Annotated in this window: 16 protein-coding genes; 3 read left to right on the top strand and 13 right to left on the bottom strand. The window is 40.2% G+C overall.

The window, feature by feature from the left end; translation table 11 throughout:
* Positions 1-10: 10 nt before the first annotated feature.
* From QUF78_RS03225 to QUF78_RS03185, 9 genes are all read right to left on the bottom strand, one after another.
* Positions 11-1,051, bottom strand: a complete 1,041-nt coding sequence (locus QUF78_RS03225) for a Gfo/Idh/MocA family protein (protein ID WP_061461353.1) — start codon at positions 1,049-1,051, stop codon at positions 11-13.
* A gap of 17 nt (positions 1,052-1,068) precedes the next feature.
* On the bottom strand, positions 1,069-2,091 hold the full coding sequence (locus QUF78_RS03220) for a Gfo/Idh/MocA family protein (protein ID WP_289323537.1): 1,023 nt from the start codon (positions 2,089-2,091) through the stop codon (positions 1,069-1,071).
* Positions 2,092-2,109: 18 nt separating this feature from the next.
* On the bottom strand, positions 2,110-2,832 hold the full coding sequence (locus QUF78_RS03215) for a ThuA domain-containing protein (protein WP_289323536.1): 723 nt from the start codon (positions 2,830-2,832) through the stop codon (positions 2,110-2,112).
* 235 nt (positions 2,833-3,067) lie between these two features.
* Complete coding sequence (locus QUF78_RS03210; protein ID WP_289323535.1) at positions 3,068-4,102, bottom strand: LacI family DNA-binding transcriptional regulator; 1,035 nt, start codon at positions 4,100-4,102, stop codon at positions 3,068-3,070.
* Positions 4,103-4,159: 57 nt separating this feature from the next.
* A complete protein-coding gene (locus tag QUF78_RS03205) occupies positions 4,160-4,978 on the bottom strand; it encodes a carbohydrate ABC transporter permease (RefSeq protein WP_289323534.1) in 819 nt (272 codons plus the stop codon).
* Positions 4,978-5,838, bottom strand: coding sequence for a carbohydrate ABC transporter permease (locus QUF78_RS03200; protein ID WP_289318169.1), 861 nt, complete (start codon positions 5,836-5,838; stop codon positions 4,978-4,980). Before QUF78_RS03200 ends, QUF78_RS03205 begins: the two co-directional genes overlap by 1 nt.
* Before the next feature lie 188 nt (positions 5,839-6,026).
* Positions 6,027-7,316, bottom strand: a complete 1,290-nt coding sequence (locus QUF78_RS03195) for an ABC transporter substrate-binding protein (RefSeq protein WP_289327216.1) — start codon at positions 7,314-7,316, stop codon at positions 6,027-6,029.
* Between the two features lie 360 nt (positions 7,317-7,676).
* Positions 7,677-7,862, bottom strand: coding sequence for a hypothetical protein (locus QUF78_RS03190; protein WP_289318171.1), 186 nt, complete (start codon positions 7,860-7,862; stop codon positions 7,677-7,679).
* Positions 7,863-8,031: 169 nt separating this feature from the next.
* The gene (locus QUF78_RS03185; RefSeq protein WP_289318172.1) at positions 8,032-8,871 is read right to left on the bottom strand and encodes a YitT family protein; all 840 of its coding nucleotides are present in this window, start codon (positions 8,869-8,871) and stop codon (positions 8,032-8,034) included.
* 534 nt (positions 8,872-9,405) lie between these two features.
* Between QUF78_RS03185 and bioF the strand changes: the two genes are divergently transcribed.
* Genes bioF through bioC form a run of 3 tightly spaced genes read left to right on the top strand, consistent with a single transcriptional unit; the run spans position 9,406 to position 12,159 of the window.
* The gene (gene bioF / locus QUF78_RS03180) at positions 9,406-10,602 is read left to right on the top strand and encodes an 8-amino-7-oxononanoate synthase (RefSeq protein ID WP_289323533.1); all 1,197 of its coding nucleotides are present in this window, start codon (positions 9,406-9,408) and stop codon (positions 10,600-10,602) included.
* Positions 10,599-11,345: an alpha/beta fold hydrolase gene (locus tag QUF78_RS03175; RefSeq protein ID WP_289323532.1), complete on the top strand. Its 747-nt coding sequence runs from the start codon at positions 10,599-10,601 to the stop codon at positions 11,343-11,345. The genes bioF and QUF78_RS03175 overlap by 4 nt, the downstream gene beginning before the upstream one ends.
* Positions 11,338-12,159 (top strand): malonyl-ACP O-methyltransferase BioC, encoded by an 822-nt coding sequence (gene bioC / locus QUF78_RS03170; protein ID WP_289323531.1) that lies wholly within the window; start codon positions 11,338-11,340, stop codon positions 12,157-12,159. Before QUF78_RS03175 ends, bioC begins: the two co-directional genes overlap by 8 nt.
* A gap of 217 nt (positions 12,160-12,376) precedes the next feature.
* Here bioC and QUF78_RS03165 read toward each other — a convergent pair whose 3' ends face one another.
* The 4 genes from QUF78_RS03165 to QUF78_RS03150 form a co-directional block, all read right to left on the bottom strand.
* Positions 12,377-13,054, bottom strand: coding sequence for an ABC transporter ATP-binding protein (locus QUF78_RS03165; RefSeq protein WP_289323530.1), 678 nt, complete (start codon positions 13,052-13,054; stop codon positions 12,377-12,379).
* The gene (locus QUF78_RS03160; RefSeq protein WP_289323529.1) at positions 13,051-14,157 is read right to left on the bottom strand and encodes an ABC transporter permease; all 1,107 of its coding nucleotides are present in this window, start codon (positions 14,155-14,157) and stop codon (positions 13,051-13,053) included. The genes QUF78_RS03165 and QUF78_RS03160 overlap by 4 nt, the downstream gene beginning before the upstream one ends.
* A 99-nt stretch (positions 14,158-14,256) precedes the next feature.
* Positions 14,257-15,636, bottom strand: coding sequence for a sensor histidine kinase (locus tag QUF78_RS03155; protein ID WP_289323528.1), 1,380 nt, complete (start codon positions 15,634-15,636; stop codon positions 14,257-14,259).
* Positions 15,633-16,352, bottom strand: a complete 720-nt coding sequence (locus QUF78_RS03150) for a response regulator transcription factor (RefSeq protein ID WP_289327215.1) — start codon at positions 16,350-16,352, stop codon at positions 15,633-15,635. The genes QUF78_RS03155 and QUF78_RS03150 overlap by 4 nt, the downstream gene beginning before the upstream one ends.
* Between the last annotated feature and the right edge of the window lie 321 nt (positions 16,353-16,673).

The raw sequence follows: 16,673 nt of genomic DNA, 5'->3' as shown, positions 1-16,673 counted from the left end.
CACCTTTTCTTTAATTTATGCTCATGACCTTCCCACTTGCCGAGCTTTGATAAATGGCTTCGATTATTTTCGAAACTTTCATGGCTTCCGATGGTTTTACCAATGGTTCCACCAACCCTAGGCAGCTATCAATAAAGTTTTCTGCCTGCTGCAGGTCTGGTGTATCCTCCCCTGGCATCCACACTGCCTCACTATTCAAAAGCATGCCGTGCTTAGCCTGATTCAAGACTAGCGGGAACACATCAAGTCCGCCCTGCGTTCCGGATAAACTCAAAACAGTTGCTTCTTCACGGATATTCGCAGCCCAAGATGTTTCGAATAATAAAGATGCTCCGTTGGCAAATTTGATATATGCCGTGGCATGATCATCCACTTCAAATACCGAGGCATCGAAGTTCCCCCATAGATTGACCTGATCGACACCCTTACTGACATAATTATATGTCGAACCTACGATTTCAATCGGTTCTGGGTCATCCATCAGCCATAAAGCCAAATCAAGCAAATGGCAGCCGTAGTCGATTACGCTTCCCCCGCCTTGCAATTCCTTGCTTGTAAACACTCCCCAGCCAGGAACTTTGCGGCGTCTGATTGCCTGTACACGCGCTACATAAGGCTCACCGATTTCACCGGCCTGAATCATTTTCTTTGCAGCCTGGGCTTCCTTCATGAAGCGGTAATGATATGCTGTCGATAACACTTTACCCGATATGTTTGCAGCCTCGGTTATTGCCTTACATTCCTCAGTAGTGATCGCCATTGGCTTTTCGCATAACACATGCACACCCGCTTGCAGAGCGGCAATGGAAATCTCCGCATGGAACTTGTTTGGCGTTGCAATCGTTACAGCATCCACTTCAGCAAACATTTCTTCATAATTGGTGAAAACTTTCTCGATATGAAATTCACGTGCAACTTCTCGCGCCTTCATTTCATCTATATCATGAATGGCGTATAAAACTACTTTATCTTGAAATTTTTGAAAAGCTGGGATATGCCTTTTTTGGGCAATTCCGCCAGCACCGATAATACCCATTTTTAATTTGTACATGATGACTATTAACCCCTTTATAAGCGGATGATTTTTCGGGATGCATTTGATTCCATCGCGCCAAGAATGACTTTTAATGATTTTAATCCTTCTACTCCTGTGACAAGAGGCTCCTCATTGTCCACCACACATTTTACAAAGTGGCTGATTACTTCGGAATCATGCTGTCCTTCAGAGTCATTTGTCTGGATGCTTCCCAATTGGATGGTTTCTGTCTTTCCATTATCATGATGGATGATCAGTGAGTATTTCGGATCGTCTTCAAGACGCAACACGGCTTTTTCCGCATAAATGACCGTCGCATTGTCTTCTTTTGCATAAGACCAGCTGGCGGTAAGAGTACCGATGATACCGCTCTCCGTCCGTAGGATACAGGCAGCACTGTCATCAACATCTGTGTTTTTCTTGGCAGTCGTCTCCACAAAGGCTCCCACTTCAACAAATTCTTCTCCAAGGATATACCTTAATAAATCAGCTTTATGAACGCCTAAATCACCCATTGCACCAATGACTGCCTGATCCTTTTTAAAAAACCAGCTTTCCCGTCCGTCCACGCTCCATGTTTCTGGCCCGGAATGTCCAAAAGCCGTCCGGAAGCTATAGACCTTTCCAAGTTCACCACTCTCAATAAGCTGTTTCGCTTTTTGATGTGAGGGAACAAAACGCTGATTATGACCAATCATTAGTATTTTCCCGCTTTTAACTGCTGCTTCATTCATTTCTTCAGCGTCATTTAAAGAAGTGGCCATCGGTTTTTCACAAAGGACATGCTTACCTGCTTCCAAGGCCGCAATTGTGATGCGTGCATGCAGGTAATTCGGTGTACATACACTGATCGCTTCTATCTCCTCATTCTTCAAAAGTTCTATATAATCAGTATATGCTTGCGCGCCATACCTTTGTGCTGCTGCATTCGCCCGGTCTGGCACAATATCACAAACGGCAATGATTTCAGTTACCTGATGTGAATCGTACTCCGGAAAATGCCTATTTTTTGCGATACTCCCGCATCCAATGACCCCTACCTTCACTTTACCCATTCTGTTCTCTCCTTCACTTCAGCTCTTTGTCGAGATGGATTCCAACGGTTCGGCTTTCCCATAGTTCGTTACCATTCCAAATTCCGGCTTGACCCAATCAACTGCATTCTTAATTACCCGTTGAATCTCTGGATTATGGTAGGTCGGATATGTTTCATGACCTGGTCGGAAATAGAAAATCTTCCCTTTTCCCCGCAGATACGTGCAACCGCTTCTGAATATCTCCCCGCCTTCAAACCAACTGACGAATATTAATTGATCTGGTGCAGGAATATCAAAATGTTCCCCGTACATCTCTTCCTTCTCAAGCTCTATATATTCTCCGATTCCATCAACGATAGGATGACTGGGATCGACAACCCAAAGCCGTTCCCTTTCATCAGCCACCCGCCATTTCAAATCGCAAGTCGTGCCCATTAATTGTTTGAAGATTTTTGAGAAATGACCGGAATGGAGGACGATGAGACCCATTCCCTCGAGTACTCGCTTGTGAACCCTCGCAATGATTTCATCCTGGACTTCATCATGTGCAACATGCCCCCACCATAGAAGTACATCGGTTCGTTTCAGTGCTTCTTCGGTTAATCCATGCTCTTCTTCATCGAGAGTAGCCGTTCTCACCTCGACCTGCTCACTTTGCAAAAAGCTGGCAATTGCCCCGTGGATTCCATCTGGATATACTTCGGCTACTTCAGGCTTTGTTTTCTCGTGGCGAAACTCATTCCATACTAGGACTCTCAAACAATCTCCTCCATTCCATATTAATTTGTCGGCAACTTGCTCTGCATGTTTAACTATTACCTCTTTATTCTTAACGCAAACGTTTGCGTTAGGCATGATCAAATCTCAGCCGGTTATAAGAACATACTTAATGACTCAAGAAAGTATGAATTTTCAAAAATAATAGTGATAATCTATATTGTAAATTTATGTTAGCAAAAATCAAGCTTTAATTGGTAAAACATTTCTACATTTTTCATTTAATTTCCTTTTCGGCTACAAAATGCGACTCCCGCTTTATGATTTTCGTAGGAATCCTAATGCTCTTTTCCATCATTTCAGGATTTGCAATAAGGTCGAATACGCATTTTGCCGCCTCATACCCTAACTGATACGTATGGATATCAACCGTTGTCAGTGGAGTGCTTAAAAATTCTATGAATTCTGAATGGTTAAAACAGACGACGCTAATTTGCTCTGGTACTTTCAAGTTCTTTTCAGCTAGCACTCCTAGCAAAAGAACACCCAATAAAAGATCCATAACCAAAAAAGCGGTTGGAGCCTCCCTCAATTCCAGCAATTCGTCAATAGCCTTTATTCCATCCGTTCGATTTAAAGGGATCAATTTGATATATTCCTGTGGCACATCCAACCCGGCCTGTTCCATCGCTTGTTGAAAACCTGCCATGCGGGCTTGAATCACCTCAAACTCTGGACTGCCTCCTAAAAAGGCGATTCGCTCATGCCCAAGACTGATCACAAACTCCGATACTTCCCTGGCCGCTTGAACATTATCATTATCAATGAATGTAATGCCGCTCATGTTCGTACTTGGCTTCCCTATCAGAACAAACGGGAAGCCCTGCTTTAATAAATATGGCACGACTTTATCGTCCTTTTTAGAGTATAAAACAATCATGCCATCAACTCTTCTGCCCTGAACCATTTTCACGACATCCTCAAAGATGGCATCCTCCGTCTCGCCGGTTGTCAGAGAAAGACTGTACCCCTCTTTATTACAGAAATCCCCAATGCCCCGAATCACTTCTGGAAAAAAGGGATTATAAAGTGATTCCCTTGCGGAACTTTTCATGACGATCCCAATGGCCTTAGTGGACTTCGTGACTAAGTTCCGGGCATTTTCATTCATATGATAGCCCATTTCCTTTAATACCTTGCGTACTTTACGCTTTGTCTTTTCACTGATTGTCGGGCTGTTATGGATTACACGCGATACCGTTGATGGAGCGACATTAGCCTTTTTGGCAACGTCCTTTATTGTAACAGACATATTCATCACCACTTCCCGTTCACCGCACATGGTTTAATATTCCCTATATTTAAATAGTTATTTAACGGCTCCATCTGCAATTCCTTTGATAATTTGCCTCTGAGCAAAAAAATACGCAATGATGACTGGAATGATGGATAAAGTAAGTCCAGCCAAGGCTAGATGCCATTGTTTCGTATATTGTCCGAAAAAGAAGAATAATTTAAGTGGGATGGTCTCAGATCCTGCGCCACCAATAACAAGGGATGGCAACAAATAGTCATTCCATATCCAAATGACATTTAAGATCCCAACTGTAATGGACATCGGTTTTAATAATGGAAATATGATATGCCAAAATATTTGAAACCGGTTTGCACCATCAATTTTTGCAGCCTCATCAAGTGAGATGGGAATCCCTTTTAAAGTACCATGATATAGGAATATGGAAAGGCTGCAGCCAAAACCTAAATACATGAAAATCAGCCCCGCCTTGTTCAACATCCCAAACTGTCCGAATTGGGCAACAAGCGGTATCATCACAGACTGAAACGGAATCAACATGGCTGCTACAAACGCAAAGAAAAGCAAGGAACTTATTTTACTTTTGTTACGGGAAAGCGCATATGCCGCCATCGCAGAAAAGATGATGATGATGACTACACTGACGCCCGATATCAATAAAGAATTGAATAAAGTCCGGAGGAAATCCAATTGCTCGAATGCTTGATAGAAGTTTTCGAATGTCCAGGTTTCAGGCAGTCCCAGTGTATCGGCAAATATATCCCGCTTCATTTTAAAAGCATTGACAATCATTAAATAAAACGGAGAGAGCCATAATATGGCCAAAATGAATCCGACGAATCCAATAAGCCACAATTTCCATTTTTCCCTCATTACAGCTCAACCTCCCGCTTTTTATTGATATAGACTTGTGTCAGTGAAACTACCGCCACAATTACGAAAAAGATAACGGCCTTTGCCTGTGCATATGCCATATCATTTTCAGTGAAAGCGGATTTTACGATGTTCATCGCGACCATTTCGGTTGAATTATAGGGAGCTCCGTTCGTCAAAGAAAGATTTTGATCATAAATCTTGAACGAGTGTGACAACGTCAAAAACAAGCTGACGGTAAAAGCAGGTGCCACAAGCGGAAAGGTAATATGGCGAAAACGCTGGAAGCTGTTAGCCCCATCAATTTTTGCCGCTTCGATCAAGTCTTCAGGAACAGCCTGCAGATATGCAATATAAATGATCATGATATATCCGGCCATTTGCCAAGACGTTAATATGATCAATCCCCAAAAGCCTGTATCTGTCGTTGATAACCATCCATTAAATGCTTCGATCCCAGTCAGATCACCAATCGCACCGAAGACTTTAATGAAAATGAACTGCCAAATAAAACCGAGAATCAAGCCGCCAATTAAATTGGGCATGAAGAATACTGTCCGCAGGATGTTGCTTGATTTAATTTTCGATGTCACGATTAGAGCCAAACTTAATCCGATGATATTGATTACCACAATTGCAGCTACGGAAAATTTAATGGTGAACCAAAATGTATCAAGGAACCCTTTATCAGTAAACAAGTCCATATAATTCTTTAGACCGATGAAATCTGGTGTCCCTAGACCGTTCCAATTCGTAAAGGAATAATAAAATCCGTAGATGAGTGGCACGATCACCACCAAAATGAGTGCAGCAAGAACAGGTGTTAAAAACAGCCAATATGCGGCATCCCGATTCCTCAACGAAACCGACCTCCTTGAAATGATTTAATAGATAACGGGTTTTAAATTATAGAAAAATCATCGATCATGACTAAGTTAGTTAATGAAAATCTTGTTGCGGCAAATTCCCTTAGAGACTTTCTTGTAACAAGGAACAACCAATCGGCACACTATTTTTCATGCCGATTGGTCATTTGCCATTCCAAACACTATTTGCTATGAATCTTCTCCCAATTTTCAATGTTCTGTTGTACAAATTCCTCCCACGTCAATTTACCAGTTACGTATTTTTGGACACTTGCACCAAGGTCATCATTCCAACCAACCGGATATCCATTGAACACCCAGCCAATCGTATTTCCTTCTTGGGAGTATTTATAAATTTCTTTTGAAATTGGATCGGCTATTTTTTCTACATCATATCCTTCATAAGCAGGAATGAATTTAAAATCCTCTAAAACGGCTTTTTTCCCTTCTTCAGATGTATACATCCAGTCGAGGAACTTCTTCGCTTCTTCCTGCACCTTTTCATCCGATTTCTTGTTCACTGCCCAATAGTTCGGTACGCCGACTGGCATGCCCGCAGAGTCTCCATTAGGAATCGGAATGATGCCAATGCCTTTTTCCGCTAACTCAGGGTCCATATCATACACTGTGTTATATACCCAGTTACCTTGCTGAATGATTGCAACCTTTTCAAGTGAGAACAGCTCTTCCACTTGTTGGGAGTAATCGAGGCTTGCTGTCGGCTGGACAGAATATTCATTTTGGATATCGACCATTTGTTTAAACTTGTCACCATCAGTAAATTTAACCGTTGGGGCCTTGCTTGCTTCCAACACATTCCCATCAAACTCCGGAGATAAGAATACATTTGATAAATGGTTTCCTGTCACCCACTTCTCTTTAACCGGATACGCAAAAACTGCATCGATTTTCAATTTATCTTTCTGTGAATCCATTTTCTTAACTGCCGCCTCCAGGGCTTCATAATTTGTAATTTCATCAGGATTAATTCCGGCTTCTTTAAATATCCGTTTGTTATAAATCAAGCCGTAACCTTCCTGGTTAAATGGAAGTCCAAGAACTTGCCCGTCCTCTTCCACGCCATCCAAAGTACCATCAAGTGCTGCTGCTGCAGCTTTCGTGTCCTTTAAATCTGTTAATCTATCTTTATATTGCTCGACATCTACCGGTCCGCCAATGTTAAAAACTGCTGGCTCCTCACCGGAAGCGAACTTTGCCGTAATAGCTGATTTATAATCATTTCCACCGCCAACTGTCGATACCTTGATCTTCACATCTGGATTTTCTTTTTCATATTGTTTTGCCAATGTCTCGAATTGCGACTTGAATTCTACCTTGAACTGAAATATATCCAGCGTCACTTTATCCTTAGAGTCGCTATTTCCGCCAGTAGATGAAGAGCATCCTGCCAAAATCACACTAAAAATTAATAAAACAGAAAAGATTCCCCCGTACCATTTTTTTCGCTTCATGCCTACCGACTCTCCCTTTTTCATAAGATTCACGCAATTTTAAGAAAACGTTTGCATAAAATTGTAAAATAAAAGCCTTTCATTCTGCGATAATCATAGTCTATCGTACTTCTTTTACATCACCTCCTCACAAAATTACTTTGCAAACGTTTACATTTATGGGCTTTATATTACCACCTAATTCCATACTTTACAATAAAATTGTAGTATATTGTAAAAAAAGGATGTTAAAAACCTTCTCAACCTAATTATATGATTCAGAAACCTTTGATTATTCCTTTATCCGATTATAAAATCTAATTTATTGTACGGGCCTTTTTCTACTATACGAAAAAGGGAAACCCAACGGTCCCCCTCTTTTCACTTCAATACCATTTTCACATTTGAAGGACCATATTCATCCTTCAATTCATAATATTTATCGCTTGCTTGTCCAAATTCTTTAAACACACCACTAATGATCAATTCATTCGTTTCCTTATCAACGACACTGTACTTGATATTGCTTTTCCCAAACTTTCTGTCATCCACTTTTAAAAGGATCATCTTGGACACCTCCACAATTAATGGCTGCACTCCTCAGGGTGTGTGGTTTCTTACTTACATAATATAACAAATTATTCCGAATTCACAGTTTTTTTTACAGTGCAAAATAAAAAAGCCTATTAGGCCTTTTCATTTCGAACTTACGATATCCTCCTTCTGCCAAATAGCTTCAGGACTTCGAAATATCCAGGAATCCTTCACCAAATACATCCCGAACATCATGTATGGCTATAAAAGCATTGCTATCAGTTGACTGAACAATTCTCTTTAACTTGAGTACCTCTTGCTTACTTATAACGATATACAAAATATCCTTTGATTCTTTTGTATAGTATCCATGACCGCTAAAAACAGTGACCCCTCGGTCCATCAATTCTGTTACTTGCTTTGCAATCTGGTCCGCTTCTTTTGAAATGATGGTAATCGCTTTTTTCGGGTTCAATCCCTCAATGATGAATTCCATCGTTTTTGTACCAATATAAAGCATGAGAATAGTAAGCATCAGACCTTCTGCACCAATGATGAAATAAGATGAGAACGCAACGATTAAATCGAAAAACAGAAGTCCATAGCTTAAGCTCCACCCCAAATATTTATTCGTAATTCGGGCTAGGATCGTTGTACCGGCAGTTGTACCTCCAACACGAATGATTATGCCAATACCTGCTCCTGCAAAAACCCCGCCAAATATAGCATTGATGACCAATTCATCTGAAGATATACTCCAACTTTCGGTTAAATGGAGGAAAAGCGAATTAAATGCAACGGCAATAATTGTATAAACCGTTGTCATTTTCGACAAATATTTATAACCGACAATGAGCAGGAAAGCGTTAATGATCAAACTTAACAGCCCTGGTGACCATTCAAAAAGATAAAATAAAATGATGGTTATCCCTGTGACTCCTCCCTCACCAAGTTCATTGGGAATAACGAAAAGATTTATTGCCAAAGCGAAAATAAAAGCTCCTATTAATATAAAGAAAACATCTAAAGAAATCTTTTTCATATTTAATACCTTCCTTTAAGTAATGGTTAATGTGAAAAGAGATAGGTTAATTTCACTGCTCTATAGTAACATGGATTTCCATTTAATCCTTCAAAGATTTGAAGGTTTAACAAAAAGACTACCTTGGGAGTTAAATTATCTTCAATGAACTTTCATTAAGCTCTTTTAGCCATTAGCTCAACAAAGCCCCTGCCAAAGGAAAACGCAGCCAGTCTTTGTGATTACCCAACCTGGATGCACCTATGATGGCCCTCATTTCTCCCTTCACATAGTGCAGTCATTATTCCTCCTTATTATTATCGACAAATGCTAGTTTACTCATCATCCGCCCGGCTTGGTTCAAATCACAAAATTACCAACCAGCATGTTGGTGATAGTTGTCTTCTTTCGCCTCTTGATATCTCCTGATTTTTCGATAAATAATTCCTAATCCGGTTCCATTTCAAAGCTTGACAGTTTCATTGAGTCATGATTAGAATGTTTTATATGTTAACTAATTAATAATTTAGTTAACATATAAAAAGGAGAATGACCATGCACAGTGAAAAACAATTATCTTGGGAAGAAAAAATAAAGAAAGAACTTGCTTATTTAGAAGAGATATCACAAAAGCGTGAACTCGTAACAACGGAATTTGCCGAGCAGCCATGGCTTATGATCGACGGGTGCAGGATGCTAAATCTAGCTTCTAATAACTATTTAGGATATGCAGGAGATGAAAGGTTGAAAAAAGCCATGGTTGATGCAGTACATACATATGGTGCAGGAGCAACGGCTTCACGGTTAATTATTGGCAATCATCCTCTTTACGAGCAAGCAGAACAAGCTCTTGTCAATTGGAAGAAAGCAGAAGCAGGACTCATTATCAACAGTGGCTATAACGCAAACCTTGGAATTATCTCCGCCCTGGTGTCTCGTAACGATTTAATTTATAGCGATAAATTGAATCATGCAAGCATTGTCGATGGCACTCTTTTGAGCCGTGCGAAACATTTGCGATATCAGCATAATGATTTAGATCATTTAGAAGCATTATTGAAAAAGTCATCAATTGAAGCACGTAAATTAATCGTGACGGATACAATCTTCAGCATGGACGGTGACTTTGCTTACCTTGAGGATCTTGTTCGGTTAAAAGAACGTTATAATGCAATATTAATGACTGATGAAGCACACGGAAGCGGCATCTACGGTAAGAACGGTGAAGGTTATGCCTGTCATCTCCACCTTCAAAAAAAAATAGATATCCAAATGGGTACTTTCAGCAAAGCGCTCGGTTCATTCGGAGCCTATGTTGTCGGGAAAAAATGGCTTATCGACTATTTAAAAAATCGCATGCGCGGATTCATTTATTCAACTGCACTTCCCCCAGCCATACTTGGTGCTATAAAAACAGCGATTGAACTTGTGCAAGAAGAGCCAGAGCGCCGCACACTACTCCAAATGAATTCGGAATACTTTAGAGAAAAACTCACATATTACGGGTTTAATATTTGTGGAAGTCAATCACAAATTGTTCCCATTGTCATCGGAGAAAACGAAAAAACGATGAAATTTGCCAAACGTTTGCGGAAAGAAGGAATTGCAGCTATCGCTGTCAGGCCGCCGACCGTTCCTGAAAATGAGGCGAGAATCCGGTTTACCATGACAGCTCTCCACGATAAAAAAGATCTTGAGTGGGCAGTTGAAAAAATTTCGATTATTGGAAAAGAAATGGGTGTTATTGAATGAAAATGCCGAATTTAGTCATGCTTCCAGGCTGGGGAATGGAAAAAGGGGCGTTTCAACCGTTAATTCAACCGTTGTCTGAAGTATTTAACCTTTCATTTATAGAATGGAGAGATATGAAAACACTAAATGACTTTGAAGAAAGAGTCATAGACACAATCGCATCCATCGATGGTCCTATTTATTTACTGAGCTGGTCATTAGGATCACTAATATCACTGGAACTTGCAAGTACGTATCGAGAAAAAATAAAAGGTTTTATACTTTTTGGCGCAACAAGTCGGTTTACCACAGGAGAAAATTATTCATTTGGCTGGGATCGACTTATTGTCGAGCGCATGAAGAAACAACTACAGCGTAATAAAGAGAAGACTTTGACTTCCTTTTATGAAGCAATGTTTTCCGAAGCTGAAAAAGAAGAAGGTTTTTATCATCAATTCAACGCGACAATTCAACGTGAATTTCATGGAGATGAGGTGTTTTCTCTTTCTATAGGTTTGGATTATTTACTTCAGAAAGATGCTAGAGTAAATCTAGACAGGATTGAAACCCCCTTTTTATTGATTCATGGGAGGGAAGACAAAATTTGTCCACTCGAAGCCTCATCTTTCATTAAAGAAAATCTGGGTGGGAAATCAGAGTTTCATATTATGGAAGGTGCAGGTCATATTCCATTTTTCACAAAACCACAGGAATGTGTGCAGCATATCAAAACATTTATTCAAAAGGAGTACATTCATGATTGATAAACGATTGTTAAGTAAGCGGTTCAGTGAACACGCGAAAACATATGATGCGTACGCCAATGTTCAAAAAAACATGGCAAAACAATTAGTGGATTTGCTTCCTCAAAAAAACACCAATCATAAAATCAATATTCTTGAAATCGGCTGCGGCACTGGTTACTTAACCAGGTTACTAGTCAAAACATTCCCTAATGCCACTATTACCGCTGTTGATTTAGCACCAGGAATGGTTGAAGTGGCAAAAGGAATGACAAAGGATGACCGTGTTACTTTTTTATGTGCTGATATCGAAGAAATGGCGCTTAATGAAAATTACGATATGATTATCTCTAATGCAACGTTTCAATGGCTGAATAATCTTCCTGCAACCCTTGAAAAACTGTGTACACGATTAACGGCTGAAGGGAGCCTGATATTTTCAACGTTTGGAATTGATACCTTTCAAGAGCTTCATAGGTCATATGAACATGCGAAAGAAAAGCTTCAACTTTCCATTGATAGTTCACCAGGCCAAATGTTTTACACTCTAGAAGAATTATCTCAAGTTTGTGAAGAAGCACTCCCCTTTTCACCAGCATTTCCAATCGAGATAACAAAAAAAGAAAAGCTTGAACTAGAGTACTTTCAGACAGTACGTGAATTTTTCACTTCAATTAAAAAGATTGGTGCAGCTAACAGCAACAAAGAAAACTACTGCCAGCGCCCTTCCTTTTTTCGAGAGTTGATCAACATATACGACACAGAATACCGAGATGAATCAGGTGTGAAAGCAACCTATCACTGTTTGTTCTTTAAAATTAAAAAACATGGTTAATCCGAAGATAACCATCTGAGATCCAAGCAAAATATAATACATAATTGCAGGCCGTTTATATAAAGTAACGACTAGTATTTCAACTGCTTACTGTCGATTAACCAGGTTCTTCAAGCGATTCAGGTCGCCGCCTCCCCTAATTCCTTTGGAGAAACGGCGGCCTATTTACCGCTTATTGTAATGACTCAACTCATGAGAGTGTGTTTTACGTATAACTTCATTCAAATACCTTGCCATCTGTAATATTGACCACTCGATCACATAAATCTAACATTCTTTCATCGTGCGTTACCATGATGGCCGCTTTATTTCTTGATTTCACCTCATGTGCAAGCATTTCAACAACATCCCTGCCTCTTTTGGAATCAAGACTTGCGGTTGGTTCATCCGCTAAAATGATTTCTGGATCATTCATCAGCGAACGGGCGATGGCTACACGCTGCCTCTCACCGCCCGACAGTTCTTCTGGCAAGTGACCTGCCCGATGTCCAAGTCCAAGGTGGCTAAGCAATTCGTCCGCTTTTTTCACAATTTTTTTATCCCGCCTGCCAATCAGTTCAGAAAGTAGCAGAAGCTGATCTCGTACGGTGAGATATGGCACAAGATTCGACGATTGGAATACAAATCCGATCTTTTCAAGGCGTACTCTAGTCAATTCCTTTGGGGATAATGTTGTAATATCCTCATCATTCAGCAGTAAGCGACCTTTGCTCGGGGAAAGTAACGCACCTGCTATTGAAAGAAAAGTACTTTTCCCTGAGCCTGAAGGACCCACGATGGCGACGAATTCCCCCGCTCTCACATTCAGCGAAATATTATCAAGGGCTGTCACCTTATTATCGCCTTCCCCATAAATCTTACTGACGTTTTCAAAAAAAAGCTTATCCCCCATCATGATACCCTCCCTATTGCTTCAATCGCATCTATCTTCGATACTCGGTATAGTGATAGCAGCGAACCCAATACGGATACAACCAAAAGTAACACGGAATATTTAATGACCAAATCTGTACTCAATTCAAATGGCATTCCTTCTGGCATGATTAAAGTGACGCCATATGTCAGTGCAACACTGATGGCTATACATGTCACGGCAAGCAGCATTACTTGACCAACGATACTTTTTGCCAGGTAGCCGGTATTGGCCCCGAGTGCTTTAAGGACTCCAAATTGATTCGTCTTCTGCAAGGTAATCACATAAAAGAATACAGCCAAAACGAAAGCTGCTATGACAAACAAGAAGGCAATCATCATCGTCAATGTACCCTGTTCCTCTTTGAAGCCTGGTATACTCTGAAGTGATTCTTCTTTCGAAATGAGCGTTACGCCTTCAGGCAATGATTCACGTACATTTCCTTCTGCCTTCGAAGCCATTTGCACAGCTATTGTGCTGATTGAATCTTTCTCTTGATTTTTCAATGCAGGATTAATCTCCTGCCACCCCTTAACATTCATGTAAACTACCGGTGAATGGCTGTAAGATTGCTTTTCAGTAAAACCAACAATGGTGAAAACCTTACCTGATAGGTCATCTTTAAGTGAATCACCCAATTTATAACCCACTTCTTTTAAAGAACGATCTGCAACGACTTCACCTTGTTTCTTATTGTCATAGTTGGTTCCTTCTATGACCTTCGGTGCTAAAATTCCACTAGCATCGGTCGCAAAAATGGTGACATCCGTTTTCTCCGATGAGCCGATTTTATTCAATGTGATCATCATTTGCCCTAGCCCTTCGGCTGCTTTAACATCCGACGAGGCACGGATTTCATCTAGCTTTTCCATGGATATGATGGATCGGTTCAATTTATTTTTAGACTCATGCTCCATAACGAAATAGTCGGCCTTCATGTTTTGTATGGATGAAGCATTATCTGAAGAAAGTCCATTAGCTAATCCGGAAATGATAAAGACAAGCAAAGCGACCAATACCATGATCAGTCCAATCAGCAGATAACGTAACTTTGAATGCTTTAGTTCACGTAATGCCAAAAACATCATTTCAGCTCCCATTCCTTTTGTTTACCGATAAAGTCCTACCTGAATCGGTATAACCCGATTGTAAACAATCAATATGAATGGAAGATGAACAACTGATTACATAAGGGGCAACTGTATATAAAAAGTGGTCCCTTTACCAAGTTCGCTTTGAACTTCGATCGTTCCCCCATGAAGTTCAACCGTCTTTTTCATAATCGAAAGTCCTAATCCGCTGCTTGTTTCACTCCTGTTCCTCACTTTGTCGACTTTATAAAAGCGATCAAAGATATAAGGGAGGTCTTCTACTGGAATTCCCATGCCCGTATCCGCGATCATCACTTCAACAGCACTGCCTATTCTTTTAACCCGAATATCAATCGAACTGCCGTTTTCCGAGTATTTAATGCTATTGGTTATCAAATTCGTCCATACTTGATTTAAAAGTTTCTCATCTGCAGAAATGAGGGTTGAAGGCAAATCCATTTCGATCACCATATCCTTTTCCCGCCAATTCCATTCAAGCATGAACAACACTTGCCGTATTTGTTGCGCTAAATCGAAATTGGACCGTTGCAGCGGATCTTCTTCTTTATCCAACGAAGCAAGCAGGAGCAGCTGTTTGCTTAACAACGACATACGCCTGCTTTCTTTTTCAATAATGGACAAGTACTGATTTCTTCGTTCCTTTGTTAATTCTTCCGATTGGAGGGTTTGAGAAAAACCTTGGATGGATGCAAGCGGAGATTGAATTTCATGAGATACATTCGATACGAACTCCTGCCTCATATCATCTAACCGCTGTATGCTTTGAGTCATTTTCGAGAAATTTTGAGCCAAATCTCCAATTTCATCACTACGGGTAACGTTCAATTCACTACTATAATCTCCATCGGCAATCCTCTTTGTAGCTTCCGTTAATTTCGTAATTGGCTTAACGATGAAACGCGTGTTAATGATCACAAATAAAAAGCTGAGAAGGAGCGTGAGAACAAGCAAAACTGCAAGAAAAAAGCGGAATTCACCAAACTGCAGCTCTATATTCGGCCTTACAAACAATGCATGTTTTTCGCCATTGACGTTCATCGGGACCCCAATGCTATTAATCAGTACATCTTCAAAAAATCCGGTAATAAACAACCCATTATTATAATTGGCAATCCCTTGATAGGTCTTCCCGTTCAAAACACCGGAAATCGTATCTCGATCCAAACCAGTTTCCCGAAACGGCTCACCATATAAAGTTCCTTCACCCTGCTCATTAAATAGATACATTTGATAGTGCAATCCTGCAATATGATTTAAATACGCATCAATATCCTGATCAGGATTTTCCTCATATAAGGAGACGATATCACTTGCAACTTTCTTTATCTTCTCACCATTGTTGGGTTTTTGAACCTGATGATAATAGACATTGGAAATCAAAAAGGCGATGACACTGGCAAGCACCATGATCAAAATGGTTTGAATAACTATCCTGAAATAGAGTGTTTTCACTTCTTGTTGACCTCCAGTTTATAACCTAAGCCACGGACTGTCGTTATAACAAAATCATTGGTCCGCCCGGCAAAACGTTCTCTTAACCGTTTAATATGGACATCAACCGTCCGATCATCCCCTTCAAAATCAGCACCCCACACCAATTCAATAAGCTGCTCACGCGTAAAGACCTGATCAGGAAAACTCCCCAGCTGAGCCAGCAGCTCAAATTCCTTAAGCGGTAGGAGCAGCGTACTCCCATTTAGTCGTACCTCATAACTTTTACGGTCAATGACCGTTTGATTCAATGAAATGGATTCAGAATTCACCATACGGTACCTTCGCAATAGCGCTTTTATCCGAAATAGAAGTTCCCGTGGCTCAAATGGCTTTACGAGGTAATCATCCGTACCCGCAAAGTACCCCTTTTCCTTATCGATAAGTTGATCTTTAGCTGTCAATAAAATGACCGGCAGATCATATTGATCCCGGATTTCCTTACAAAGATCCAGTCCGTTTTTAAACGGCATCATAATATCAACAACGGCAAGATGGATCCGTTCCTTCTCCAGTATCATGGAAGCTTCATTCCCGTCCTTCGCTTCAGATACCATGTACCCTTCCTTTTCCAAGTGAAATTTAAGCAACTCCCGAATATGCCGATCATCATCCGCAATTAATATATGTATCAAAGAAACCACATCTCCACTTCTTTTATAGCACTGGCTAAACATACCATAGCAATAATTAAACATGTAAAACAACAAATACTATTTCCTACTCTAGAAAACCCGTAGCTACTTTCCATATAATTAGTATGCCAATAATTTGCACCTCTCTTATTTTTCAAAAAAAGAAAAAGGATAAAAGTGAACAGAATTTCTAAAACCTTTTTCTTTGTTAACAACCGCTAGAGAATTACAGTTCAAAAAATCACTTTTTTCAATGTGACTGTCCATAATGAAACTACCCAAAAAGCTGGTTAGAAACGTATTGATATTTTTTTATCGCCTAAAAGGGTTTTAAATATTCTGAATATAAACTATAATGGGATT

Origin of the sequence: Peribacillus sp. ACCC06369 (assembly GCF_030348945.1) — a bacterium.
Lineage (GTDB): Bacteria > Bacillota > Bacilli > Bacillales > DSM-1321 > Peribacillus.
The sequence above is the reverse complement of the archived record's forward strand: the minus strand, read 5'-3'. Positions and strand labels throughout refer to the sequence as shown.